General features: G+C 28.2%; 24 protein-coding genes. 21 read left to right on the forward strand and 3 right to left on the reverse strand.

Features of this window, described 5'->3' with window-relative positions; all coding sequences use genetic code 11:
* Window positions 1-55: 55 nt before the first annotated feature.
* The 14 genes from ACMCMH_RS09680 (at window position 56) to ACMCMH_RS09745 (ending at window position 16993) form a co-directional block, all read left to right on the forward strand.
* Window positions 56-2626: a methyl-accepting chemotaxis protein gene (locus tag ACMCMH_RS09680; protein WP_412725014.1), complete on the forward strand. Its 2571-nt coding sequence runs from the start codon at window positions 56-58 to the stop codon at window positions 2624-2626.
* A gap of 152 nt (window positions 2627-2778) precedes the next feature.
* Entirely contained in the window at window positions 2779-3717 is a 939-nt protein-coding gene (hemH, locus tag ACMCMH_RS09685; RefSeq protein WP_412725016.1) for a ferrochelatase, read from the forward strand.
* A 3-nt stretch (window positions 3718-3720) separates the two neighbouring features.
* Window positions 3721-4671: a YbgA family protein gene (locus ACMCMH_RS09690; protein ID WP_412725018.1), complete on the forward strand. Its 951-nt coding sequence runs from the start codon at window positions 3721-3723 to the stop codon at window positions 4669-4671.
* Entirely contained in the window at window positions 4671-5987 is a 1317-nt protein-coding gene (locus tag ACMCMH_RS09695) for a cryptochrome/photolyase family protein (protein WP_412725020.1), read from the forward strand. The genes ACMCMH_RS09690 and ACMCMH_RS09695 overlap by 1 nt, the downstream gene beginning before the upstream one ends.
* A gap of 35 nt (window positions 5988-6022) precedes the next feature.
* Window positions 6023-6805 (forward strand): CorA family divalent cation transporter, encoded by a 783-nt coding sequence (locus ACMCMH_RS09700; protein ID WP_412725022.1) that lies wholly within the window; start codon window positions 6023-6025, stop codon window positions 6803-6805.
* 26 nt (window positions 6806-6831) lie between these two features.
* Window positions 6832-8043 (forward strand): ATP-binding protein, encoded by a 1212-nt coding sequence (locus ACMCMH_RS09705; protein WP_412725024.1) that lies wholly within the window; start codon window positions 6832-6834, stop codon window positions 8041-8043.
* 10 nt (window positions 8044-8053) lie between these two features.
* Window positions 8054-8785, forward strand: coding sequence for a response regulator transcription factor (locus ACMCMH_RS09710; RefSeq protein ID WP_412725026.1), 732 nt, complete (start codon window positions 8054-8056; stop codon window positions 8783-8785).
* A 39-nt stretch (window positions 8786-8824) separates the two neighbouring features.
* The gene (locus ACMCMH_RS09715) at window positions 8825-9832 is read left to right on the forward strand and encodes a hypothetical protein (RefSeq protein ID WP_412725028.1); all 1008 of its coding nucleotides are present in this window, start codon (window positions 8825-8827) and stop codon (window positions 9830-9832) included.
* Window positions 9832-12075: a PAS domain-containing protein gene (locus ACMCMH_RS09720; RefSeq protein ID WP_412725030.1), complete on the forward strand. Its 2244-nt coding sequence runs from the start codon at window positions 9832-9834 to the stop codon at window positions 12073-12075. Before ACMCMH_RS09715 ends, ACMCMH_RS09720 begins: the two co-directional genes overlap by 1 nt.
* An 11-nt stretch (window positions 12076-12086) precedes the next feature.
* Window positions 12087-12458 carry a response regulator gene (locus tag ACMCMH_RS09725; protein WP_412725032.1) on the forward strand — a complete coding sequence of 124 codons (372 nt, stop codon included), beginning with the start codon at window positions 12087-12089 and terminating at the stop codon, window positions 12456-12458.
* Window positions 12458-13468: a hypothetical protein gene (locus ACMCMH_RS09730; protein ID WP_412725034.1), complete on the forward strand. Its 1011-nt coding sequence runs from the start codon at window positions 12458-12460 to the stop codon at window positions 13466-13468. The genes ACMCMH_RS09725 and ACMCMH_RS09730 overlap by 1 nt, the downstream gene beginning before the upstream one ends.
* 55 nt (window positions 13469-13523) lie before the next feature.
* A complete protein-coding gene (locus tag ACMCMH_RS09735) occupies window positions 13524-14120 on the forward strand; it encodes a hypothetical protein (protein ID WP_412725036.1) in 597 nt (198 codons plus the stop codon).
* A gap of 90 nt (window positions 14121-14210) precedes the next feature.
* Window positions 14211-15944, forward strand: coding sequence for an EAL domain-containing protein (locus ACMCMH_RS09740; protein WP_412725038.1), 1734 nt, complete (start codon window positions 14211-14213; stop codon window positions 15942-15944).
* Between the two features lie 26 nt (window positions 15945-15970).
* Entirely contained in the window at window positions 15971-16993 is a 1023-nt protein-coding gene (locus ACMCMH_RS09745; protein ID WP_412725040.1) for a Cj0069 family protein, read from the forward strand.
* Between the two features lie 15 nt (window positions 16994-17008).
* On the opposite strand, the gene ACMCMH_RS09750 is transcribed toward ACMCMH_RS09745, so the two are convergent.
* A complete protein-coding gene (locus tag ACMCMH_RS09750; RefSeq protein ID WP_412725042.1) occupies window positions 17009-17518 on the reverse strand; it encodes a GNAT family N-acetyltransferase in 510 nt (169 codons plus the stop codon).
* A 138-nt stretch (window positions 17519-17656) separates the two neighbouring features.
* Here ACMCMH_RS09750 and ACMCMH_RS09755 point away from each other — a divergent pair, with 138 nt between their 5' ends.
* From ACMCMH_RS09755 to ACMCMH_RS09765, 3 genes are all read left to right on the forward strand, one after another.
* Window positions 17657-17866, forward strand: a complete 210-nt coding sequence (locus ACMCMH_RS09755; protein ID WP_412725044.1) for a prepilin-type N-terminal cleavage/methylation domain-containing protein — start codon at window positions 17657-17659, stop codon at window positions 17864-17866.
* A gap of 84 nt (window positions 17867-17950) precedes the next feature.
* The gene (locus ACMCMH_RS09760; protein ID WP_412725046.1) at window positions 17951-19486 is read left to right on the forward strand and encodes a replicative DNA helicase; all 1536 of its coding nucleotides are present in this window, start codon (window positions 17951-17953) and stop codon (window positions 19484-19486) included.
* Window positions 19487-19501: 15 nt separating this feature from the next.
* Window positions 19502-20251 carry an exonuclease domain-containing protein gene (locus tag ACMCMH_RS09765; RefSeq protein WP_412725048.1) on the forward strand — a complete coding sequence of 250 codons (750 nt, stop codon included), beginning with the start codon at window positions 19502-19504 and terminating at the stop codon, window positions 20249-20251.
* A gap of 31 nt (window positions 20252-20282) precedes the next feature.
* On the opposite strand, the gene ACMCMH_RS09770 is transcribed toward ACMCMH_RS09765, so the two are convergent.
* Complete coding sequence (locus ACMCMH_RS09770) at window positions 20283-20594, reverse strand: hypothetical protein (RefSeq protein ID WP_412725050.1); 312 nt, start codon at window positions 20592-20594, stop codon at window positions 20283-20285.
* Window positions 20595-20738: 144 nt separating this feature from the next.
* On the opposite strand from ACMCMH_RS09770, the gene ACMCMH_RS09775 reads away from it, so the two are divergent.
* Window positions 20739-21038: a metal/formaldehyde-sensitive transcriptional repressor gene (locus ACMCMH_RS09775; protein ID WP_412725052.1), complete on the forward strand. Its 300-nt coding sequence runs from the start codon at window positions 20739-20741 to the stop codon at window positions 21036-21038.
* A gap of 30 nt (window positions 21039-21068) precedes the next feature.
* On the opposite strand, the gene ACMCMH_RS09780 is transcribed toward ACMCMH_RS09775, so the two are convergent.
* Window positions 21069-22142 (reverse strand): SO_0444 family Cu/Zn efflux transporter, encoded by a 1074-nt coding sequence (locus ACMCMH_RS09780; RefSeq protein WP_412725054.1) that lies wholly within the window; start codon window positions 22140-22142, stop codon window positions 21069-21071.
* A gap of 195 nt (window positions 22143-22337) precedes the next feature.
* On the opposite strand from ACMCMH_RS09780, the gene ACMCMH_RS09785 reads away from it, so the two are divergent.
* The 3 genes from ACMCMH_RS09785 to ACMCMH_RS09795 are packed head-to-tail and all read left to right on the forward strand — an operon-like array spanning window position 22338 to window position 25204.
* Entirely contained in the window at window positions 22338-22556 is a 219-nt protein-coding gene (locus ACMCMH_RS09785; protein WP_412725056.1) for a DUF4492 domain-containing protein, read from the forward strand.
* A gap of 3 nt (window positions 22557-22559) precedes the next feature.
* On the forward strand, window positions 22560-24089 hold the full coding sequence (locus ACMCMH_RS09790; RefSeq protein WP_412725058.1) for a cytochrome ubiquinol oxidase subunit I: 1530 nt from the start codon (window positions 22560-22562) through the stop codon (window positions 24087-24089).
* On the forward strand, window positions 24089-25204 hold the full coding sequence (locus ACMCMH_RS09795) for a cytochrome d ubiquinol oxidase subunit II (RefSeq protein ID WP_412725060.1): 1116 nt from the start codon (window positions 24089-24091) through the stop codon (window positions 25202-25204). Before ACMCMH_RS09790 ends, ACMCMH_RS09795 begins: the two co-directional genes overlap by 1 nt.
* Window positions 25205-25206 lie beyond the last annotated feature (2 nt).

Here is a 25206-nt window from a genome sequence, read left to right on the forward strand (position 1 = left end):
TTTTAATCTTAGTCTTGATATAATCTCTACTAAGATTCTAGAGTAGGGAAGTAATATGAATAATTGGAAAATTGGAAATAAGTTAATTGCTTTAATTGTTGGTAGTTCAATCATTGGACTAGTTTTGGCTTTGGTCCTATTTGGATTACGATTAAATATTATTAAAGAACATGTTTACGATGATACAGCTGAACAACTTAAAAGAACAATTGTTAGCAAGGTAGATGCAAAGGCTGAAATCTGTATCACAAATGCAATATCAATTGCAAACGATAACACAATTGTAGAAGCACTAAAAAATAATGATAGAACTACAGCTATTGATGCGGTTAAAAGACTATCAACTGTTTTTAAAGAAAATACAAATTTTAAAAACATAAAAATACATATTCATGATAAAGACGGAAACTCATTTTTACGATCTTGGAAACAAGAAAAATATGGAGATAATCTTTTATCTTTACGAAAAACAATTAATGATGTACATACTTATAAAAAAGCCGTTGTGGGTTCTGAAACAGGACGACTAAATACAAGTATGGTGGGTGTTGCCCCTATTGTTGATCTAGATGGAAATTATGTAGGTTCTGTTGAGTTTAAAGCAGGGTACAATTCAATTATCAAAACAATGAAGAAAAATGATCATGCTTATGCCGTGATGTTATTAAATCAAGAAAATATTCGAAATAATCTTGATAGCGATGCTTTTGAAAAATTAACAAAAATTAGCAAGTACATTTTAAACCAAAAGACATATGATAAAGACTTTGTAAATTATGTAGAAAAAATTGATATTGAAGAATTAATTGATCAAAGATATATGATAAGTGATGGTTTTTTTACAACATTACTTCCTGTAGTTGATTACAGTGGAAAAAGCATAGGTTATTATCTTATTGGTGAAGATATTATTCATGTAGATGAGCTTGTTGCACAATCGCAAGATTTGATATATACAGCAATAGGATTTATTGTCTTAATATTAATTATTATAACAATTATTATTGCTGTTTTTTCAAGAAGAATTATTATCAAACCTCTTAGAGAACTAGATGAAGCAATTATCAGTATAGGTAAAAACTCAAATACTAGTGATAGAGTAGCTGTACAAAGAAATGATGAAATTGGACAGGTTGCTAGTAACTTCAATAAGTATCTTGATAAAATTGAAGAGGGTATCAAACAAGATACAAAAGTTATTGAAGAAGCTATCTCTATTGTTCATAAGGCAAAAGATGGTTTCTATACATATCAAATCAAACAAGTTGCTTCCTCTCAAGAGGTGGAACAGCTTAAAGTAAATGTAAATGAGATGTTAAATGTAACACAAAATAATTTGACAATGATTACTGAAGCTTTAATTCAATTTGGAAATGCAAAATATGATTATGTTATAGATGCAAAAAGTTCAGGCAATGTGGGATCATTAATCAAAGGAACAAACGCTTTAGGTGTATCAGTTTCTGAAGTGTTATGTATGGTTAATAATACAGCATTAAGTTTATCAAACAATGCAGATTCTTTAGCTGCAACAAGTGAGCAACTTTCATCATCATCTACTCATCAAGCAGCATCTTTAGAAGAAACAGCCGCTGCTATTGAAGAGATTACTTCGACTATAAATCAAACAGATGCAAGAACAAACAAAATGTTACAAATTGCAAATGAATTACAAAAAACAAGTGAAGATGATAATAAGCTTGCACATCAGACAGGTGAAGCTATGCTTGAGATTGATAATGCAACAGATGATATTGTTCAAGCTATTACAATCATTGATCAAATTGCATTTCAAACAAATATTTTATCTTTAAATGCTGCTGTAGAAGCTGCAACTGCGGGTGAAGCTGGTAAAGGTTTTGCTGTAGTTGCTCAAGAGGTGCGAAACTTAGCATCTAGAAGTGCTGAAGCAGCAAATCAAATTAAAAATTTAGTTAATTATGCAAGAGAGAAAACAGAAGAGGGTAAAAATACTGCTGATAAGATGCTTGATAGTTTTAAATTTTTAAATGAAAAAGTATCTGAAGTTACAACTATAGTTACAGGTGTAACAGAAGCAACACACGAACAAAAAATTGGAATGGATCAGATTAATTCAGCTGTAAATCAACTTGACAAAGCTACACAAGAAAATGCAAATGCAGCAGAGGTTGTTTCAACCAAAGCAACAGCATTAAGTAAACTTTCTAATGAGTTGATTTCTATTGTTCATAGAACAAGTTTTGATAAATCAAAAGGTGATTCTGTTTGTGATATAAATATGGTTTTTGATACAACTAAATTAAAACTAGATCATATTAAATTTAAAGAAACAAACTTTAAAGATGTTGGTGAATCAAAACAATGGACAGTAAAGAATCATCATGAATGTGATTTGGGAAAATGGATTGAAAAGAATTCAAATGAAGAGTTTACAAAAAATGGTGATTGGGATGATTTTCTAAAAGCACATGAACTTGTACATAATGGTGTTCAAGAGTTTATTGATGTTGATTCGAAAAATAGAAATGATTCTTCTTTACACACTATTGCAAGTAAAATTGAGGAAAATACAACAAAAGTTTTTGAGGGAATTGATAAACTTAAAAAACATAAATGTAATGATTTAAGAGCTAATAAAGCATAAAAAATCATATATTCTCGATAACTTAACTATTTCATAGGATAAAATGTTATTCTATGAAATATACTCAAATATCAAATTTGATAGACAAACAAATTTTGACTATGAAAAATCAATTAAATTTAGTATAATAAAAATAAAAAAGGGCAGCATTTATGAAAAAAGCTATCGTTCTTATGAATATGGGTGGACCAAATAATTTAGATGAGGTAGATGTATTTTTAAAAAATATGTTTAATGATAAGTATATCATTGGTGCACCACAACCTATACGAGCTATGATAGGTTGGATAATTCGTAAAAAAAGACTCAAAGAAGCACAACACAATTATAGTTTACTAGGTGGCGTTTCTCCAATTGTAGGGCATACAAAAAGACTCATTAGAAGACTTGCAAAAGATGTAGATGCTGATGTATTTCATGTGATGAGATATACTCCACCTTTTGCAAATGATGTGATTGCTAAAATAAAACACTACGATGAAATATATGCTATTCCTATGTATCCACATTATTCAAGTACTACAACAAAATCATCGTATGAAGACTTACAACGATTTGCTAAAATGTATGGTGTTGCAGACAAACTCAAAACAATTGATGCTTATTATGATGATACAATCTACAATAAAGTAATTGTTGAGAGAATCAAAGAAGAGTTAACAAATGCAAATAGTGAAGATTTTACTTTGATATTTTCAGGGCATGGGTTACCTAAAAAAGTTATTGATAAAGGTGATTTGTATCAAAAACATATCTTAGCAAATGTTGAAGCAGCTAAAAAAGAGTTAGAAGCACAAGGTATAAAATTCAAAAGTATTGAAGTTGCTTATCAATCAAGATTAGGACCTATGGAATGGTTACGACCTTATTTAGAAGATAAGTTGGCTGAAGTTGTAAAAACAAATAAAAAAGTACTGATATACCCTACATCATTTACTGTTGATAATTCAGAAACAAGTGGTGAGTTAGATATTGAGTATAGAGAAGTGGCAGAAGAGTTAGGGTTTGAAGACTATCGCGTTGCAAAAGCTCCAAATCATCATCCTCTTTTTCTAGAGTGTTTAAAAAATATTTACAAAAGTATGGAGTAGAGTATGAAAATAGGTGTATCATCGTGTCTTTTAGGAACACAGTGTCGTTATGATGGCGCAGGAAGTAAAGATGGTTTTGTTGTTAATGAACTTGCAAAATATTTTGAGTTAGTGCCTTATTGTCCTGAGGCTATGGTATTTGGAACACCTAGAGAATCTATACGATTAGTTGATGTTGAAGGTGAAATTAGAGTTATTTCAAATAAAGAACATAAAGATGTAACAAAAGAGTTAGAAGATATCTCTGAACAACTAGCACTTGAAGCATTTGAAGAAAATCTTTGCGGTTTTGTTTTCAAAGCGAAGTCACCATCTTGTGGTATTGAGCGTGTAAAACTTTATGAAAATAACAGTAATATGTGTGAAAAAAAAGCTGTTGGATTATTTGCAAAAGCTGTTATAGATAAACAACCATTACTTCCAATAGAAGAAGATGGCAGACTCAATGATCCTTGGTTAAAAGAAAATTTTTTGATGCAGATATTTGCTTTTTCAGATTTGCAAAAGTTTTTAGATAATAATCCTTCGTTTAAAGACTTAGTAGAGTTTCATACAAGTTATAAGTATCTTGTTTATGCAAAAGGGCAAGAGTCATATAAACACTTAGGTTCAATTGTTGCTAATCATGATAAAAGAGAGCTAGAGAGTGTTTTAGAAGAGTATAAAATAGCATTTTTAAGAGCTATTTCACAAAAAGGAAATATAAATAAAACATATAATGTCTTACTTCATATCTTTGGATATTTTAAAAAACTGATTAATGCAGATGAAAAAGAGCATATTTTAACAGCCTGTCAAGAATATAAAGATGGAATTATTCCTCTTATTGCTGTTGTGAAACTTCTGAATTTATATGTAAAAAGATTTGATGATAAGTATCTTAAGGTACAAAAATTTTTAAATCCATATCCTAAAGAGTTGGCACTCAGAAGTGATGTAAAAGCTTATAAATAATGAAACAGATTCTTTGGTTTAGAAGAGATTTAAGAGTAGAAGATAGTGCACTTTTACACTACGCAAATGGTGAAGTGTTGCCTATTTTTATTTTTGATAAGAATATTTTAGATAAGTTACCAAAAGATGATAAACGAGTAACTTTTATCTATGATGCTGTTTTAAAGTTAAAGAGTGATTTGCAAAGTTTAGGTCTTGATTTGGCAATATTTTATGGATATCCAAAAGAGATATTTAGTACTTTGCACAATGATTTTGATGAAGTTTTATGTAGCTGTGATTTTGATAGTTATGCTATTCACAGAGATAAAGAGATAGAATCAATCTTACCAATGCAACGCTACTACGATAGTTTTTTAATTCATCCATCACAAGGACTAAAAGCTGAAGATACACCATATAAAGTATTTACCCCCTTTTATAAAAATCTTATGCCATTGTGGGATTGTGACAAGATAGAAGAGTATACAGTAGGAACAAAAATAAAACTTTTGAACTATAAGTTTCCAAATATTCCTACACTTAAATCACTTGGTTTTCAAACTCAAGCTCTACCACAATTTCTTTATCAAACAGCACAAGAAGTACTAGATGTATTTATTCCAAAACTATCAGACTATCACAAGGCAAGAGATTATTTTTATATGGATGGTACTTCAAATTTAGCTGTATATTTACGATTTGGTCTTATTTCACCCAAGCAAGTTTTTAATAGAATTAAAAAATATCCAAATAGTGAATTTTTTATAAGAGAACTTTTTTGGAGAGAATTTTATAGTTATATTTTATATCATTTTCCTCAATCAGAATTTGAAAATTTTAATGGAAAAGATATTGTTTGGAAAGAAAATAAAGAGCATTTTAAAGCATGGTGTGAAGGGAAAACAGGTGTTGCTATAATTGATGCAGCAATGCAACATCTTAATAATACAGGAATGATGCATAATCGTCTTCGTATGATAGTAGCTTCTTTTTTAACAAAAAATTTATTTTTGCCTTGGCGTTGGGGTGAAAAATATTTTGCATTAAAACTACTTGATTATGAGGCAAGTTCAAATATAGGCTCATGGCAATGGGGAGCTAGCACAGGTGCTGATAGTGTTCCATATTTTCGAGTTTTTAATCCTTATACACAAAGTGCAAAATTTGATAAAGAAGGTTTATTTATCAAGTCAGTTTTGAGTGAATTAAAAGAATCTGAACCAAAACTATTTCATAAAGAAAATGCACTTCAATCAGATATGTTTTTACATTATCCTCCTCTAATAGTAAATATTAAACAGTCAAGACAAGAGGCTATTGAAGCATTTAAATAGTATCATTAGGAAAGAAATTATCTTAGGACAATATGATGATAAGAGAAAAAATAAATACTTTTCATTTAGAAGATATAAAAAATGGTATACACCCTTCTGTATTTTTTGAACATGAGAACTATAATCTTTTTATATTAAGACTACCACAATTGGAAAATGATAAAGTAACAATCTTTAGTAAAGCTTTTATTATCGAAGATAACAGTTATTACTATTATGATAAAACTACTTCAAAATTTGCCGATTTGAAAGATATGCAAGGTTTTTATAAATTTTTAGATAAGTATATCGATACAACTCTAAAGCTTATTTCAAATCGATTTGAAGAGATTGAGGCTATTGAAGATGTTTTTTATGAGGGAAAATCTATTAAAGATTTCAATCAACAATGGTTTTCATATAAAAATGATTTGGTACGAATACATAGGCTTTTATTTAAAGCAGTTGAAGTGATATCAGATTTGATTGAAAACTATCAATCACAGAAAGAGTATCTTGAGAGGAACTTTGAAGATATTCAGGAACATTTACAAAGAGGGTACAGAAATTCGGGACTTCTTTTAGAAAAGTTAGATGCATTACACAATTTTTATGTTATGCAAAATAATGAACAAATGAATAAAACTATTTATATACTAACTATTCTTTCTGCTATTTTTTTGCCATTGAATTTAATAGTTGGTTTTTTTGGAATGAATACAACTTCACTTCCTTTTACTGTTGATATAGGAGGAACATATAAAGTACTTGTGTTATTAGGAACAGCAAGTGTTATTGCTATATTTGTTACCTTAGTATTGAAAAATAAATACAAATAAAATAAAGAGATATGAAATAATTAACAATGGAAATATTATGCATTACTTTAATAATTTGTTTATGTGTGGTTGTGATATACAAACAACAATTTTATAAATCCTTATATCAAGATTTTACTGATGGTATCTCAATAATTAGTGAAAATAAAATTATTGATTGCAATGATACATTAGTAAAGTTATTTGGTTATGATAATAAAAAAGAATTTTTATCAGTACATCCTCTAAATTTAACACCAGCATTTCAACCTGATAATTCTTTATCATGTGACAAAGCTCAAGAGATGATGGATATAGTTGAAAAAACAGGAAAATGTAAATTTGATTGGGTGTTTTTAGACAAAGAACAGAATGAAAAATGGATAGAGATTGATATTTTAAAACTCAAAAAAACATTTTTTTCTAAACAAAAATTTTGTATGGTGTGGAGAGATATTGATTTACGAGTGAGCGTACAAAAAAAACTAGAGAATTTTAATAGTAATCTTGAAGATATTGTGCATCAAGAGATAAAAAAAAATAAGGAAAAAGAAAAACAACTTGTAAAACAATCAAAACTAGCACAATTAGGGGAGATGATATCTATGATTGCACATCAATGGAGACAACCCCTTGCTATTATTTCATCTTCAGTTATCGATTTACAAATGAAAATGGTTTTGCAAAAAAATGATAAAAAACTATTGTCTTATGTCGAAAAACATTTATCAGATACCGAGAGTTGTATTGCAAGTTTAACTGAAACTATTGATGATTTTAGAAACTTTTATAAACCAATAAAATCAATGCAACAAACAGATTTATCTTTGATTGTTACAAAAGCGTATGCTATGATAGAAAGTTATTTTAAGACTTGTAATATTGAGATACTCTTTGACGATAAGTCAAGCAAAAAAATCACGGCATTTGAAAATGAACTGATACAAGTATGCTTAAATATTTTACAAAATTCAAGAGAAAATTTTTTAGTTAAAGAGATAGAAAAATCACAAATCATTATCTCTACAACTGATATAGAAGATGGTGTATCTTTGAGTATTTGTGATAATGGAGGTGGAGTTACTCATGGTATTATCGATAAAATTTTTGATCCTTATTTTAGCACAAAATATGAAAAAAATGGAACAGGACTAGGGTTATATATGTGTTTAAAAATAGTCAAAGAACATCATAATGGAACTATTACAGCTGCAAATACAAAAGATGGTATTTGTTTTTCAATCTTACTTCCAAACTAAGGAATTTTTTATGAGTCAACTAAAAAAACTTTGTTTATTAACAAAAGATTTCACAGTACTATATATTGAAGATGATCTTATCTTAAGAGAAAAAACCTACATTATGTTGAACAATCTTTTTAAACATATAGATACAGCTAGCAATGGGAAAGAGGGCTTTTCTTTGTATAAAGAGTATTATAATTGTTCAGGAAAATATTACGATCTTGTTATAACAGATATTAAAATGCCTTTGATGGATGGAGTAACCCTTTCTAAAAAAATTCGAACACTCAATTCAAAACAAATCATTATAGTGACATCTGCTCATGATGAATCCAAGTATCTCATTGAATTTATTAATATGAATATTAATAAGTTTATACAAAAACCTTTTTCATTGGATACAATTACTACAACTTTTTTCGAACTATTTGAAAATCATTCAAAAATTCTTTCACATATTATCATTGATGAAGAATATTATTGGGATAAAGAAACAAAAAAACTTTTTTGTAATTTTGATGAGATAAAACTCTCTTATAATGAAATTATTATTTTTGATATTTTAGTATGCAATCAAAATACAATATTTTCAGCTCATGATCTTATTTCCGTACTATCATCAACAAATAATATAAACGAAATTACAGAAAATACTCTTAAATCTGCCATAAAAAGACTTCGCAAGAAACTTCCAGAGAATATTATTATGAATTATTATGGACAAGGATACTGTATCTCTTTACTTGACACTTTTTGACACTTTTTTATGTAAGAATTATTCTATCAAGGAGATATTATGACTATAATTGAGCAGTTAAAACATAGAATAAAATCACTGAATACTCGTATAGAACAATCTTCAAAACTATTAGAAGAGGTTGAAGAGGGAACATTGAAAATCTCTTTTTTGGCACAAGCCTCTGCTGAATCAAGTATTGAAAAAAATACTTTTTTACTCAATAAATACACTCAGAAATTAAAAAAGTTATCACTTGAAGATATAAACGATGTAAATGAAAAAGAAAAAACAAAAGAAGAGATTAGACTCCGAAACTATTTTAAATACCAGATTCAACGAATACGACGAGATAAAACAAGAACAGAAAAAGAGAAACATAATGCACTTCTTATAATAGAGGACATATCAGAAAAATTACAACTAGAAGATGAAGATATTTTTGAAATAGGTAACAAAAGTAAAGAGTTGTTTTTAGATATTCATACTAATTTAGATGATGATTTATTGGAGATAAAGAATGAGTTTTTGGGATTGGTGGAAAATGAATTTGATGAAAATAATCATGAATTAAAATTGTTAAACTATCGTATTCCAATTATTATTTTACAGTTAAGAACTCTTTTGCATAATGTGCATGAAAATATAAAAGAGTCAAATCTAAACAATTTTAAAGGATTTCCGAAGTTTCAAGATTGGTGGATTGAAGAACTTTGGGTGAGTCATCAAGCATATCTAGCACTTTTTAAATGGAAAAGAGTTGTATTAAGTCTTTTGCTTAGTTGTGAACAGAAAAAATCATTTGAAAATATTTTTACAAATTGGATTTTAGTAAAAAAGATTTTAAACCTAAAAGGTAAAAATGGTTACGCGTATAATCATGCTTTTGATCAGATGATTCATAAATATGCAGAACTTGAAGAGGAGCAAAATGAGTCAAATTTATTATCATTGAAAAATATTGTAGCACAAGGGACAATGGAAAAAAATCTTGAAGCTGTTAAAGATAAAAATATTTTGATAAATGGTTATACTAAATTTAAAATAGAAAAGGCAAAGGAAAAATGATGAATCGTTATACAAATTTTGATATTGATTTTTTACTTGCTCTTTATGGGGAAAATGTTATTGCTTCACTTACTGATTGTAAGGGAATTATAACATATGTAAGCGATGCGTATGTACAAATTTCAGGGTACAGTAAATCTGAATTATTAGGATCTCCTCAAAATATAGTAAGACATCCTGATATGGATCCTTTTTTTTTCAAAGAGTTATGGGACACAATATCTTCTGGAAAAATGTGGAAAGGGGAGATTAAAAATTTAAAAAAGAATAAAGATTTTTATTGGGTCAAGGCAACTATAACAGCACAAAAAGATAATGAAGGTAAGATTATAGGATATGCATCTGTTCGACAAGATATTACAGATAAGAAAAAAGCTATAGACTTACATACTCAGATTCGAAATATGATTGATAATATTGAAGACGGTTTTTTAATTTTTGATAAAAATTTAGAAGTTGAAGGGAGTTATTCTAAAAGTTGTTTAAAGATACTCAATCAAAATGAACTTTTAAAAAAAGACATATCAGAAGTATTGTTTGACAATGATAAAGAGAAAAAAGAAACATTTATATTTGGATGTAAACAAATATTTAACACAGAATGCGACGATACAAAAGAGATATATCTAAGCTTGATGCCATCTCATCATTTTAATTCTAGTGGTGAATTTACAATTCATTACAAACTCTTAGAAAATGATAAGTTACTTTTACTATTTAGCGATATTACGCTTCAAGTTCAGTTAGAAAAAAAGATGAAATATGAGCAAAAAAAGCAAAAAATGTTTATCTCTATTGCAACGAATAAAGAGGAATCGATTGAACTGATTCAATCTTTTATAGAGTTTATTCAAAATAATTTTGAAGAGATGGATACAAATAAGTTATTAATGAATTTACATACTTTCAAGGGATTATTTACACAATTAGATATGAGTGATACAATTGAATCAATTCATTCTTTAGAAACTTTATTGAAAAATGGACAATTTGAGAACTTAAATCAAAAAGAGTTGATAGTGTCATTTTATAATGAAATCAAACTTATCACAGATACTTTTGGTGAACTCTTTTTAGCTCCGATTACATCTGTCAAAGTTGAATTGAGTCATGTAAATAATCTTATTTCAGAAGTTGAATCAATTTGTAAAAAATCAAATATAGAACAATTGGAAGAGGTGTTAGAATCTATCAAACATATGAAAAATAAATCTTTTTTTAATATGTTAAATATACACAAAAGTGTAATATCAAATTCACTCCAAAAACTAGAAAAAAAATTATATCCTTTAGAAATAGTAGGTTCAAAAGAGTTACTTGTATGTGATAAACTTGAAAGGTTTACAAAATCGTTAGTTCATGTGTTTATGAATTCTATTGTTCATGGAATAGAAGAACCTTATAAAAGAATAGAATATAATAAAAATCCACGGGGACAAATAAAGTGTGTTTTTGATTATGATGCACAACATATTTTTTTAAAAATTTCAGATGATGGACAGGGAATTGATATCGATACAGTTATTAAACAAGCTATAGAATTGAATCTAACAACACCAGAAAAAGTAGTAAAATTATCTAATCAAGAAATTTTACAATTCATTTTTTCAAATGAATTCTCAACTACTACTATTATTGATGAACTTTCAGGAAGAGGCGTAGGCTTAGCTTCTGTAAAGTATGAGCTTTTAAAACTAAATGGGACAGTTACAATAGAAAACTTCCCATTCAAAGGTCTTAGTTTTCTCTTTACGATACCTTATAAAGACCCAATTAATAAAAATGTAAAATTGCTTTCACAGTCGTTTGTTAAAACAACTGAATCATTTTTAATCAAAGATATAAAAATAGATATTTTAAAATCTGAAACAATTAAACAAATTAATATAACAGATTATTATTCTACTATACAGTTAAATGGTTTAAAAAATATTATTTTTGTTATCTCTCTTGAAGAAAAACTAATAAATAAAATGTTGGAGTTTTTTTTAGGTCAAAAGATATATCCAAACACAAAAAAACTTCAAAAAAACTTGCCTGATGAAATTATCAATATAATTGTTGGACTCTCCATCAATAATTTTTCAGATGAATATAAACAGATGACACTAGGTACACCAATTATTTTGGATAAATTTATTATAGAAACATTTATCCAACAAAATCAAACAGTAATTGAAAAATTGACTACTAAGTACGGAACTATAGAACTTGCAACAATAATAGTAAACACATTAAATTAAAAGAGGAAAATATGGCAAATATATTAATCGTTGATGATGCTGAAATAATACGAATTTCAATTAGAAAACATATAGAGAATTTAGGGCATACAGTGATATCGACAGCTGAAAATGGCTATGAAGCTATAGTAGAATATAAAAAACATTCTCCAGATTTGGTACTTATGGATATAAGTATGCCAGAGGTTGAAGGGATTAAAAATGGAATAGAAGCACTTGAAGAGATTATAAGTATAGATAAAAATGCACAAGTTGTTATGGTTACTTCTCATGGAGAACAACGCCTTGTTATGGAAGCTATTAGTAAAGGTTCTAAAGGGTATATATTAAAACCTGTTACAAAAGATAAGTTTGAAAATATTCTCGAAAAATTGGAGCTGTAATGAAATCAATAATAGCATTAGAAAAATTAATAAAAGATATTGAAAAAAGAATAGCTGTATCAAAAGGTCAACTTTTACGCCACCAATCAGGTGAAGAAAAACTATCACTTTTAGCAGAATCATCTGCCGAAAATAGCTTGGATAAACATATCCCAATGTTAGCAAAGTATAGAAATCTCTTAAAAGAGTTTCAAAAAATAGAAAAATTAGATTCTTATGAACATAGAAGATTAAGAGCTGCAATTGAGCGTAAAAAATATTATAAATATCATAGAGAATCAATAAAAAAAATAAAATATAAAGAAAATGATGAAAAAATAGAAGCGACAATGATAATTGATGAACTTCCCGAAGAGTTTATTTTGGAGCAAAGAGAGTTGTTTGAATTTTCTTTGAAAAATATAGAACATTATCTTCTTTTACATCCTGATTCTGAAGCAGATTTGCAAAGAATACAGGAAGAATTTACTCTGCAAATAAAAAATTTTACAGATGAAAACATTAAAAGTTTAGAACTTTTAAATTATTTGATTCCTATTGTTATCTTTCATTTCCATATATTTATGCTTAATATTATTGATGAATTCAATGATGAATCAGAGGAAGCGTCAACGCCAATAGATTTTTTCCCAAAATATCAAGATTGGTGGATTAGTGAGATTTGGTCAAACGAAAATGCATATTTTGCAGTGTACCAATGGAAAAATAACATAACTGAATTAGCTCCGACTGAGAATTTAAAAAAAGCGTGGGATATTATTTTTAATAATTGGATTTTTGTGAAATCTCTTTTATCTGAAAAGTCAAATGTTGCTTATGAGTATCAGTATATATTTGATAGTTTACTATACCAATATGCAAAACTTGAATCAGAAATAGATGAAGAACTCATTCTTAATTCTCAAAAAGAGTTAGAACAGTTTATACGAAATGAAAATCTTTTAGGAGTGATGCCTAATCATCATGTCATTACACCTTATGTAGAGTATAAGTTAAATAATACAGATTAAAAAGATTTTATCTTTAATCAAATTTAAGTATAATATTTGAAGAAGGAGTTTTTTAATGAAAATAGAATATGCAGGACCTCGTCCAATGATTTCCCAACACGGAATTGATTTTAAAGATGGGAAAGAGGACAAATATGTTTATTTGATGATATCGATACAGATATTGCAAGCAATCGATAAAAACTATGAAGAACATAAATCATATAGTTATGATACAAAAACAAAAAGATTCTCTAATGATGAGATTCATCAAATATTAAATTCATATTCAACAACTTTAGAACAAGATGTCGAAGATGCAGAAAAATCTTATACTCAAAAAATAGATGAAGAGATAGAACACATAAAAATGCGTACAAATTTAAAAGAATCAGAAAAAAATGCATGGGTTAATAATCTTGAGATTATGAGAAACTATAGAATCCAACGCTCGATCAATAAAATATATTATATGCAAAGTATAGAGTTGATCAAAGAGATTATAAAAAGGGAAGAGATAAAAGAGATAGATACTCCTTTTTATGAAAAATATTGGCATGTATTGCAAACGATTCAAGGTGCACTAGAAGAGGGTAGGCGTTCTGTTCATACAGAATTAAAAATAGAACGATCAAATGAAAATATGATCGCAAAATTAATCATTGGATATTAATCATTTCTAATAGATAAAATCTTCCATTTTTGTAATCATAATGTAATTGTAATTATATAAGATATTTTTATATAATTACAAAGGTATGATGTGTTAGATAAAAAATGGAAGAAAATAGTTTCTAAGTTAGACTTCGCTTTCCAACCAATAGTAAATGTAAAAAGTGGAAATCTTTTTGCAGTTGAAGCACTATTACGAAATTTTCATGAAGCGGGAAATTTTCATTCAATCTTCAATCTTTTTGATGATGCTTTTCATGATGGTATTTTGTACCAACTTGATCTTGAGTTACGATATATCGCATTAGAGAAATTTTCCCGTTTAAATATAAAAAACATTCAACTTTTTTATAACTTAGATCATAGATTACTTTATATGCCTGATTTTAGTCATGGTAATACTTCTCTTATTTTAGAAAACCTTAACCTTGATAAAAAATCAATCTGTTTTGAACTCAGTGAAAGAGGAACACTCCAAGATCCAAGTTCTATTACAACTATGGTAAATAGATATAAACAAGAGGGTTATGATATAGCAATTGATGATTTTGGTACAGGGATTGCAGGGTTACAACTTCTTTATTATGCAGAATCAAATTTTATAAAGATAGATCGATTTTTTATACAAAATATTCAATCAGATGCTAAAAAAAGACTTTTTTGTAGTTCTATTATAAATATGGCACATATAATGGGTATGAGAGTTATAGCTGAGGGTATTGAGTCTAAAGAAGAATACTATACTTGTAAAGATTTAGGTGCTGATCTGTTACAAGGGTATTTTATACAAAAACCTAAAATTGAACTTGAAAAAATCAAATCAAAATATGAAGAGATATCTGACTTATATAAAAATGATAAAAGATATTTTTCTACAAATTTACTCGATAAGCAAAAAATTGAAATTATTAAACCAATTCTTATCAATACAAGTTTACATGATTTGTTTATATATTTTAAAGAAAATTCTGAAAACTCATTCGTCCCAATTGTTGATCGTATCAATAACTTATGTGGGGTAATTTATGAAAAAGATATCAAAAAAATATCTTATTCTCAGTTTGGAATTGCATTAGCGAAGAACGATAATGATCATACAAAAATTAAAAAGTTTATCAAAAATGTTGTATCCGCTGAGATAACATGGGGTGTGGATAAGATTTTAGAAATTTATAATATGAATAAACATAATACAAGTGGAATTTATATTACTAAAAACAATAAATACTTTGGATTTTTATCGGTAAATGATCTACTTGATATCTCCTACAATAGAAACTTAGAGATGGCAGAAGATAAAAATCCACTTACAAAACTTCCTGGAAATAAAAAAATAGAAGAGTATTTGTTAAACAACTTTGAGAGTAAAAGCTTTTTTTATATAGTTTACTTCGATTTTAATGACTTTAAACCTTTCAACGATTATTATGGATTTCGACAAGGAGATAGAGTCATACTCCTTTTTTCTACAATTTTAAAATCATACGCTCAAGCTAATAATTTTCTAGCTCACATAGGTGGAGATGATTTTTTTGTTGGTTTTACTCAAAGTAAATATGAATATGTTTATAAAACTATACATGAGATCCAAACAGAATTTAAATTAAAAGTAAAGGAGCTATATTCAAAAGTTGATCAAGAAAATGGTTATATAAGTGCAAAAGATAGATTTGGGATAGAAAGAAAATTTAATATTTTAGGTGTATCCTCTGCAATCATAGAGATAAACCCTAGTATGGATAAAAATAATTTAGATCTTATGTTGGGGGAAATCAAAAAAGAATCAAAAAAGAAAACAGTACCTTATGGTATTGCTATTTTATAATTTAGATAAATACAAAGGAAAAATAGATGGAAAAAAAAGTTTTTATAATTGAATATGCAAAAGGAAGTGATAAAGGATTTGATGGTTTTAGACCTGATTCAAAACCGATATTAAATGCAATAGAAGAGATTGCAGGATTTAAAACAGAAATAGTATTTTATAGACCAAATAAAAAATATGAACTTTTGGATTATTTGAAAGAAAATGCACACTCTGTAATAAGTAGAATAAACCCTGGAAATTTAAAAGGTGTTGATGAATATTTTCAGTTTTTAAAAGCCTTGAGTAATAGTGGAGTGGAGATTCATACTCATCCTGATGTTATGATAAACTTGGATTTTAAAGATATTTTAGCAAAACTAAAAGGGACAAAACTAGGAGATGATGAAACATATTTTTATCATACATATACTGACTTTGTGAGAAAATTTCCAAGTGATTTAGCAAAACATGATATAAGAGTATTAAAAACAAACTATGGTTCAACAGGTGAGGGTGTTTATCTTGTATCAAAAAAAGAAGATGGTTCTATTTTTACAGTTGAAGCTGTTAATAATGAGAAATTTTATTATGATAATATTCAAGAGTTTTTAGAAAAATTTGAAGTAAAATTTGATCCAGATGATGAAAATGCAGCATACTTCCAAGGAAAAACTGGTTTTGTTGGGTGTAGATATTTAGAAAGAATTGCAGAGGGTGAAGTAAGAGTTGTACTAGTAAACGACAAAGCAGTTTCTGTTGTACACAAAAAACCACAAGATGGTGGATTTTCAGCAACACTTTTTTCAGGTGCACAATATAACTACGAATCACCAGAAGAGGCAAAATGGAAAGAGGTTGTAAAACTTACAAAACAAGGGCTTAAGGATATTAAACCATTTTTAAAAGGACAAAGTTATCCTCTATTATGGACGATGGATTATATTTTGGATTACAATAAAGATGGTAGCGATAAATATGTATTGAGTGAAATAAATTGTTCTTGTGTAGGGATTACAACTGAGCTTCAATATGCTAAAGATATAGCAAAAGTATTTAAAAAGAAATAAGTTCGAAAGAGAGGTTTATATTTTTTTTATATAAACTTTTCTTATATCTCTATCTTCTGTTGAAAGTTCTTTTTCAAAACTCATTCCTAGTTTCAATAATAAGTTATTAGAGGGTGTGTTCTCTTTATGAACAAGTGCAAAAGCTCTATTTTGTTTGAGTCTTTTTTTTATAAATGTCATTTGAGATTTGGCTATCTCTGTTGCATAACCTTTTCTTCGAAACTCCTCAACAATGATAAACCCAAATTCATAATGATCTTTACCTAACTCTTCACATTCTAAAATACCTGCAACACCTACTAAAAGACCACTCTTTTTTTCAAAAAGTGGTGCAAGCCCTATATGTGCATTGTTTTTACAAAAATTTTTATAAATAAATTTTTTACTCTCTTCTAGTGTCAAAGCTTTTTCTAAAAAAGTATACTTCATTGTTTCTTCATTTGAAAATATTTTTTCATGTAAAACTTTAGTATCATCTTTTTCTATTGTTTTGAGGTATAGGTTACTTGTCTCTAAAATTATCATCAATTACTCTTCTTTGTGTCTATTTTTGGCGAGTATTGTATCGTTATTTTGCTAAATTACTTTTATAAATATTTTTCTATTTTATCTAAAATAATAAGTTAGCTATACTAGTAAAAATTATAGTAAGGTGATAGGATAATGAAGCTTATTTTTATGAAAAAAGGATTTACATTATTGGAAGTTTTAGTTTCATTGGTGATATTGGGTGTAATATTGTTATCAATAATGAGGTTTTATACTAAAAATAATGATATTGAGATATATTCAGAATTACAAACAATAGAAAATATTTATACAGAACATAAAACGATTTCCAATACACAAAATGTAATACTAAATAGCAAATAGCCTTTTTAGTACCATTTAGATAAAATACAAAATTAAATAAAAGTATATACTACATATACACAAAATCAAGGGATATTTCTAACGATGGATAACATTTACTCACTCAATATTGAACGAGCAGTTCTAAGCTCAATACTATTTGACCATGAGATTATTGAAGATATATTAGGGGTGATTAAACCTAGTGATTTCTATCTTCCTGCACATCAAAAAGTGTTTGCTGTTATGGAAGCTCTCAATCATGATGATATGCCTATTGATGAAGATTTCATAAGAAAAAGACTCGATAGTAAAGAGGTAAGTGATAGTATACTCATAGAGATACTCTCAGCCAATCCTATTTCAAATACTATGGCGTATGTACGAGAGATCAAAGATGGAGCAGTAAAAAGAGAACTTACATCTCTTGCTACAAATATTAAAAAACTCACCCTTGAAGATAATATCTCAGCACTAGAAGCAGTTGACCAAGTGCAAAACGATTTGTATAGTATTACAATGGATAGTGCAAGTAGTGAACTTAAAGATATGGACACGATTATTACAAATACTAGAGAACATATCAAAAAAATGCAAGAGCGTGGTGTGAGTTATCTTACAGGTCAAACTACTGGTTTTTATGGCTTAGATAAAAAAACGACAGGTTTTAATCCTGGGGATTTAGTGATTATTGCAGCTCGACCTGCCATGGGAAAAACATCGATAGTTTTAAATACAACACTACAAAACTTAGAAAAGGGTGATGGTGTTATATTTTTCTCACTAGAGATGCCAGAAACACAATTGATGACTAGGCTAGTCAGTGCAAAAACAGGTGTGCCTCTACAAAACTTAAGAAAAGGTGAACTTGATCCTTCTCAAGCCAAACTTGTAGAAGATGCTTTTGTAGACCTTGCAGATAAAAAACTTTTTGTAGACGATGGTGGAAGTGTAAATATCAATCAACTTCGAGCAAGAGTAAGAAAAATTGCACAAAATGAAAAAAACAATATCAAAATAGTCATTGTCGATTATTTACAACTTATGTCAGGAACAGGTGGTACAGATAGACGATTGACTGTAGATGAAATATCTAGGGGTTTAAAACTACTAGCAAGAGAGATGGGTGTACCTATTGTTGCACTATCTCAGCTTAATAGGGGATTAGAAAGTAGACCAGATAAAAGACCAATGTTAAGTGATATTCGAGAGTCAGGAGCAATAGAGCAAGATGCCGATATCATTATGTTTGTATATAGAGATGATATCTATAAAGAACGAGATGAGCAAAGAAAAGAGAAAGAGTCACAAGATAGAGGAGATAACCCTCCATATAAAAGTGCCTTTATTGATAAACCTATAGAGGAAGCTGAAATTATTATAGGTAAACAAAGAAATGGTTCTATAGGGACAGTAAAACTTGATTTTCATAAAGAGCTTACTAAATTTGTGGATAAAGAAGACCCATATAGTAAACCGCCAGAAATAACAGAATTTGAGTCAATGGATAGTTCAAGTATGGTAATCGACCCACCAGAAGGGATGACTCCTCCACCAGAAGATGATAATAATCGACCACCACAAATTCCTACGGATATGCCAGATATGGATATCAATGTAGATATACCAGATATTTTTTAAGGATACAATCACACTATGGCAAAATATATACTTTTTGATACAGAAACTACAGGTGCTTCGGCTGAAGATAGAATTATTCAAGTTGGTGGTATGATAATCAGTAGTAGAACAGATGTTAAGGTTTATGATGAACTTTGTAGTACGGTTCTTCCTATTAAACTAGAAGCTATGGAGGTTCACAATATTACTCCAAACCTCATAGATGGTAAAGATGTATTTACGAGTACAAATTTTTATCAACAATTACAAGAGTTAAATAATAGTGAAAACTATCTTATAGCACATAATATTAATTTTGATTTAGGGATGTTAGAAAAAGAGGGTTTTGTGAATCAATACACACTTATTGATACTTTACGATGTGCAAAACACCTTTATCCAGAACTTCCTTATCATAGATTGCAGTATATAAGATATGCTTTGGAGCTTTATAAAACTGAAGCACAAGAAGCCAAAGATCTCAATATTACTATAAAAGCGCATGATGCTATAGGTGATGTTTTGATTATGAAGTTATTTTTACGAAAATTAGTTACACAATGTACTGCTCAGTATCCTGACTATAATCCAATGGAAAAATTAGCTGAACTTACAAGAACACCTGTTTTTATCAATAAGTTTAGATTTGGGAAATACAAAGGTGAAGAGGTTTTAAATATTGCTAAAAAAGATTCAGGGTATTTACAATGGATGAGGTCAAATATGGCTGAATTAGATGAAGATATGAAATATACTTTAGACAAAGCGATTGGAGCTATTTCATAGTTTTAGACTAATTCAAAAACGAATTAGTCTTTTATCTAAAAAATATTGCAAATATAATAATACCTGCATAGACACTCCATGAGAGTATATGAAGTTGTTTGGGTGCATCTTTTTTGATATAAAGATAAGGGAAATACGCTATAAGTATAGTGATTATATGTTTACTATCCATCTGAAGCATATATAATACAACCATCATTGCAATCAGTAAAATAGTTCCAAGAACAACTTGAAATGCAATATATTTTATATAATCTATCTTTTCTTCTTCTATAATATTATCCGAAGCTTGAGCTTTTTTTTCATTATGTTTATCGATATTTTTTTGTTTTATTTTTTTCATAACAGTCCTTAAAAATGTCGTAAATAATACAGTTTATCTACTTATTTTTTGTTGAACCATTTTAAAATACTTATAGAATTTTTTCAGTTATAATTAATAGTAGTTAATATAATATACCCCTATATAGTATAATAAAGGAAAAATATGTCTTATTGTTGTGATGTAGAAAAAAGAAAATTACAAAATAGAATAAATAGAATTGCGGGTCAAGTAAACTCATTGAAAAATAAATTTTCGGATGAAGAACTAGATTTAGATACTGACCCTTATGAAACCATTAGACAGCTCACTGCTATAAAAGGAGCAGTTAATGGTATGATTACTTCATATATAGAGCATTATGCTAAAGGTCATATGATAGAAAAAATTAAAAATGGAGATAATGCAGAAAGTGAAGCACAAGTTGATAATCTTTTAGAAATTATAAAAGTATTTGGAAAGTAAGATAAACAAGAAAAATTCTTGTTTATATTGTTAATGTTGATTGTTATACTTCGATTTAATAAAACTGTATATCATTAAAGTAAACATTAATATCGTACTAAAAGTATCAATAAAACTAAATTCATCAGGATGAGTATGAATATTAAATACCTCTAAATTTGAAAAAAAGTTATCAAAAATATAACCAAAAAAGATACTCAGAATTGAAATAACTCCCAAATATATCAAAAGCGATTTTTTACCAAACATTGAAGCCACTACGCCCATTGTAATTGCATTTGTAGCTGGTCCAGCACTCAAAAAAACAAAAACGCCTCCACTACTCATACCACTCAATAAAAAGGCTGCTGCTATTGGCAAAGATGCTGTTGCACAAACATATAAAGGTAAGCTTATAATTAAAACAGCAATATATGTTAAAAATTGATATTCAAATAGTGGTTCTAAAAGTTCTTTTGGTAAAAGTGTAGTAAATACTCCCCCAATAATAAGCCCTATAAATAGTCCTATATAAATGTCTTTAAAAAGTACATTAAAAGCATAGTTAAAACTCTCTTTTACACTAAATTTTTTGTTTACTTTTTTTGTACCACAACACGAGTTATCACATTTAGTTTCTGTGTTTGTATTTTTTGTAGGATGGATTGGCTCACTAACAGAAAAGTTTATGTGCTGGTCTTTTTTAATATCTTTATTTTCTATAAAGTTTTGAACAATTCCCGTAATAATAGCAATAACAATAGCTGTAATAACTCTATAAATCGTAAATATCCAACCAAAAAAACTATAAGTTGCCATAATAGAATCAACTCCTGTAATTGGTGTTGCAATTAAAAAACTTTGAACAGAACCTTTACTAGCACCTTCTTTCTCTAATGTTTTAGCTAGTGGTATTACACTACAAGAGCACACTGGCATAGGTATACCAAGTATTGTAGACTTGATAACAGATGAGATTTTATTTTTTCCTAATTGAGAACTGATAAAATTATCAGGAATGAGTTGTTTTAGAACTCCAGCAATTATAAGACCAACTAAAATATAAAAACTCATTGCATCTGATAAAATCATTATATTTTCAAATATTTTAATTAATATTTCCATTTTTCATTCCTTTATATAGTATACCCCCTATAGTATAATAATAAAGTTTAAATTAGATTAAATTAAATATTTACCAGAAGATTCTAAACCAAAGTTTTAGATGTTTGTAAATATAAAAATAACTAAACTTTATAAATAATATTACATTAAGTTATCTTAATTATAATTTCAAAATATAATAATTAAGGAAATTCATTGAAATATAGCATTTTTAGAAATATTTTTAGTCTTTATATAGATGGTTTTAAAAATATGAAAACAGGAAAACTGTTATGGAAAATCATTGCATTTAAATTTATAGTATTTATACTTATTATGAAAATCTTCTTTTTCCCAAACTTTTTAAAAACCAATTTTGATACAGATGAACAAAGATCATCTCATGTATTAGAAAATTTAACTAAAGGATTATAAAATATGGAAGACACACTTTTAGTTGATTGGTCAAGGGCACAATTTGCATTAACAGCATTATATCATTGGCTTTTTGTACCACTTACATTAGGTTTATCATTTATTATTGCAATTATGGAAACGATTTATGTTAAAACTGGAAATATTATATGGAAAGAGATTACCAAATTTTGGATGACTCTATTTGCTATTAATTTTGCCATTGGTTTAGCAACTGGTATCATTATGGAATTTGAATTTGGTACCAATTGGTCAAACTACTCATGGATAGTGGGAGATATATTTGGAGCTCCGCTTGCTATTGAAGGACTTATGGCATTTTTTATGGAGTCAACATTTTTTGCAATTATGTTTTTTGGATGGGATAAAGTAAGTAAACAGATGCACTTAACATCTACATGGTTAGTTGCAATTGGTTCTAATTTATCTGCATTGTGGATACTTGTTGCAAATGGTTGGATGCAACATCCTGTAGGTATGAAATTTAATGTCGATTCTGCACGATTTGAGATGGAAAGTTTTTGGGATGTAGTGTTTAACCCAACTGCTTATTCAAAGTTTTTACACACTATAGGTAGTGGTTATGTGATGGGTGCATTATTTGTTGTAGGTATTAGTGCTTATTATTTATTAAAAAACAAAGATGTAGTAAAAGCCAAAAAAAGTATGGTTGTTGGTGCAACCTTTGGACTAATTACTTCAATGTTTTTAATACTATCAGGAGATGAATCAGCACATCAAGTTGCACAACATCAGCCTATGAAATTAGCCGCAATGGAAGGTTTATATGATGGTCATAAGCGAGCTAGTATAGTTGCAATTGGACAGCTAAATGAAGATAAGAAAATAGGTGATGATACAGATGAATTTATTTGGAGTATCGAAGTGCCTTATGCACTTTCAATTTTAGGTTTTCATGATATGAATGCGTATGTTCCAGGAATCAATGAACTTGTTTATGGAGACAATGATGAACATAAAATTATATCGGCAAAAGAAAAAATAACAAAAGGGAAAATAGCAATTGAAGCTCTAAAGTCTTATAAAGAAGCTAAAAAATTAAAAGATGATGTAAAAGCATCAGCACACTTAACTATTTTTAGGGCTCATGAAAAATACTTCGGATATGGGTATCTAAAAGATGAAAAAGATATTGTTCCTAATGTATCTATAGTTTTTTACAGTTTTCATCTAATGGTTGGTTTGGGTAGTTGGTTTCTTGTTTTATTCTTTTTGATTCTTTATTTTTCAATGATTGGAAAAATAGAAAAGAAAAGGATACTTTTATATTCAGCACTTTGGTCTATCCCATTAGGTTACTTAGCTGGTGAGCTAGGTTGGATAGTAGCAGAAGTCGGTCGTCAACCATGGGCTATACAAGATATGCTACCTGTAGGTATGGCAACATCTCAAATAGCAACGAGTGCAGTTCAAACAACTTTTTGGTTATTTGCAATTATATTTACTGGTCTTTTAATAGCAGAAATAAAAATTATGTTTACACAAGTAAACAAAGGGATAGAGGAACACTAATGTTTGATTTATTGACATATCAACAATACTGGTGGTTTATTGTAGCCATTTTAGGTGGATTATTTGTATTTATGACTTTTGTTCAGGGTGGACAAACATTATTAAATACTTTAGCAAAAGATGAAGATGAAAAAAATATTATTATTGCTTCTCTTGGTAGAAAATGGGAACTTACTTTTACAACATTAGTTATGTTTGGAGGTGTTTTATTTGCAGCATTTCCATTGCTTTATGCAGTTAGTTTTGGAGGAGCATATTTTGTTTGGATGGCAATATTATTTTGTTTTATAATTCAAGCAGTTTCTTATGAATATAGACTAAAACCAAACAACTTTTTAGGACAAAAAACATATGAGTTCTTTTTATTTATTAATGGCTCACTAGGAATCATTCTTATAGGTATTGCGTTAGCGACTTTTTTTACTGGTGGAAATTTCATCAAAAGTGAAATGAATCTATCCTCTTGGAAATTACCTACATATGGATTAGAAGCTGTGTTAAATCCATTTAATATTTGTTTAGGATTTACTATGTTTTTTGTATCTAGAACACAAGCTAGTTTATATTTTATAAATAATATTGAACATAAAAATATTGTGAGAAGAGCAAAAACACAAGTAAAAATTGATGGAAGTTTCTTTTTACTATTTTTTATATTTACATTTGGATATTTATTAACTTTAAGCGGTATTGAGTACTCGAATGAGATGTTTATAATTAGAGAAAATAAATTTTTTAATAATATTTTAGAAACACCCTTATTTATATTTTCATTACTTAGTGGAGTAGTATTCATTTTTTATGCACTATATATAACTATTATAAAAAATTCTGATAAAGGTATCTGGTTTTTCGGTATTGGTGTTGTAGTTGCAATTACTACAATATTATGTTTGTTAGGATTTAACAATACTGCAATATATCCATCGTTATCAGATATAAATAGTTCATTAACTATTGAAAACAGTTCAGGAAGTTTATACACACTTGAAGTTATGAGTTATGTTTCTCTAGGAATTCCTATTGTATTATCATATATATATTATGTGTGGAAATCAATGGATAACGAAAAAATCACATCTGATGAAGTTAAATCAGATTCACACCATTATTAAGG

Source organism: Arcobacter sp. 15-2, assembly GCF_047159865.1.
Classification (GTDB): domain Bacteria; phylum Campylobacterota; class Campylobacteria; order Campylobacterales; family Arcobacteraceae; genus JAIOSF01.

Excerpts from the sequence above, each read along its gene's own strand:
- ACMCMH_RS09780 (WP_412725054.1), bottom strand. The coding sequence starts at position 22,142 with ATGGAAATATTAATTAAAATATTTGAAAATATAATGATTTTATCAGAT.
- ACMCMH_RS09735 (WP_412725036.1), top strand. The coding sequence starts at position 13,524 with ATGAAAATAGAATATGCAGGACCTCGTCCAATGATTTCCCAACACGGA.
- ACMCMH_RS09755 (WP_412725044.1), top strand. The coding sequence starts at position 17,657 with ATGAAGCTTATTTTTATGAAAAAAGGATTTACATTATTGGAAGTTTTA.
- ACMCMH_RS09720 (WP_412725030.1), top strand. The coding sequence starts at position 9,832 with ATGAATCGTTATACAAATTTTGATATTGATTTTTTACTTGCTCTTTAT.
- ACMCMH_RS09725 (WP_412725032.1), top strand. The coding sequence starts at position 12,087 with ATGGCAAATATATTAATCGTTGATGATGCTGAAATAATACGAATTTCA.
- ACMCMH_RS09770 (WP_412725050.1), bottom strand. The coding sequence starts at position 20,594 with ATGAAAAAAATAAAACAAAAAAATATCGATAAACATAATGAAAAAAAA.
- ACMCMH_RS09790 (WP_412725058.1), top strand. The coding sequence starts at position 22,560 with ATGGAAGACACACTTTTAGTTGATTGGTCAAGGGCACAATTTGCATTA.
- ACMCMH_RS09715 (WP_412725028.1), top strand. The coding sequence starts at position 8,825 with ATGACTATAATTGAGCAGTTAAAACATAGAATAAAATCACTGAATACT.
- ACMCMH_RS09710 (WP_412725026.1), top strand. The coding sequence starts at position 8,054 with ATGAGTCAACTAAAAAAACTTTGTTTATTAACAAAAGATTTCACAGTA.
- hemH (WP_412725016.1), top strand. The coding sequence starts at position 2,779 with ATGAAAAAAGCTATCGTTCTTATGAATATGGGTGGACCAAATAATTTA.
- ACMCMH_RS09680 (WP_412725014.1), top strand. The coding sequence starts at position 56 with ATGAATAATTGGAAAATTGGAAATAAGTTAATTGCTTTAATTGTTGGT.
- ACMCMH_RS09750 (WP_412725042.1), bottom strand. The coding sequence starts at position 17,518 with ATGATAATTTTAGAGACAAGTAACCTATACCTCAAAACAATAGAAAAA.
- ACMCMH_RS09765 (WP_412725048.1), top strand. The coding sequence starts at position 19,502 with ATGGCAAAATATATACTTTTTGATACAGAAACTACAGGTGCTTCGGCT.
- ACMCMH_RS09745 (WP_412725040.1), top strand. The coding sequence starts at position 15,971 with ATGGAAAAAAAAGTTTTTATAATTGAATATGCAAAAGGAAGTGATAAA.
- ACMCMH_RS09690 (WP_412725018.1), top strand. The coding sequence starts at position 3,721 with ATGAAAATAGGTGTATCATCGTGTCTTTTAGGAACACAGTGTCGTTAT.
- ACMCMH_RS09775 (WP_412725052.1), top strand. The coding sequence starts at position 20,739 with ATGTCTTATTGTTGTGATGTAGAAAAAAGAAAATTACAAAATAGAATA.
- ACMCMH_RS09705 (WP_412725024.1), top strand. The coding sequence starts at position 6,832 with ATGGAAATATTATGCATTACTTTAATAATTTGTTTATGTGTGGTTGTG.
- ACMCMH_RS09795 (WP_412725060.1), top strand. The coding sequence starts at position 24,089 with ATGTTTGATTTATTGACATATCAACAATACTGGTGGTTTATTGTAGCC.
- ACMCMH_RS09760 (WP_412725046.1), top strand. The coding sequence starts at position 17,951 with ATGGATAACATTTACTCACTCAATATTGAACGAGCAGTTCTAAGCTCA.
- ACMCMH_RS09730 (WP_412725034.1), top strand. The coding sequence starts at position 12,458 with ATGAAATCAATAATAGCATTAGAAAAATTAATAAAAGATATTGAAAAA.
- ACMCMH_RS09700 (WP_412725022.1), top strand. The coding sequence starts at position 6,023 with ATGATAAGAGAAAAAATAAATACTTTTCATTTAGAAGATATAAAAAAT.
- ACMCMH_RS09695 (WP_412725020.1), top strand. The coding sequence starts at position 4,671 with ATGAAACAGATTCTTTGGTTTAGAAGAGATTTAAGAGTAGAAGATAGT.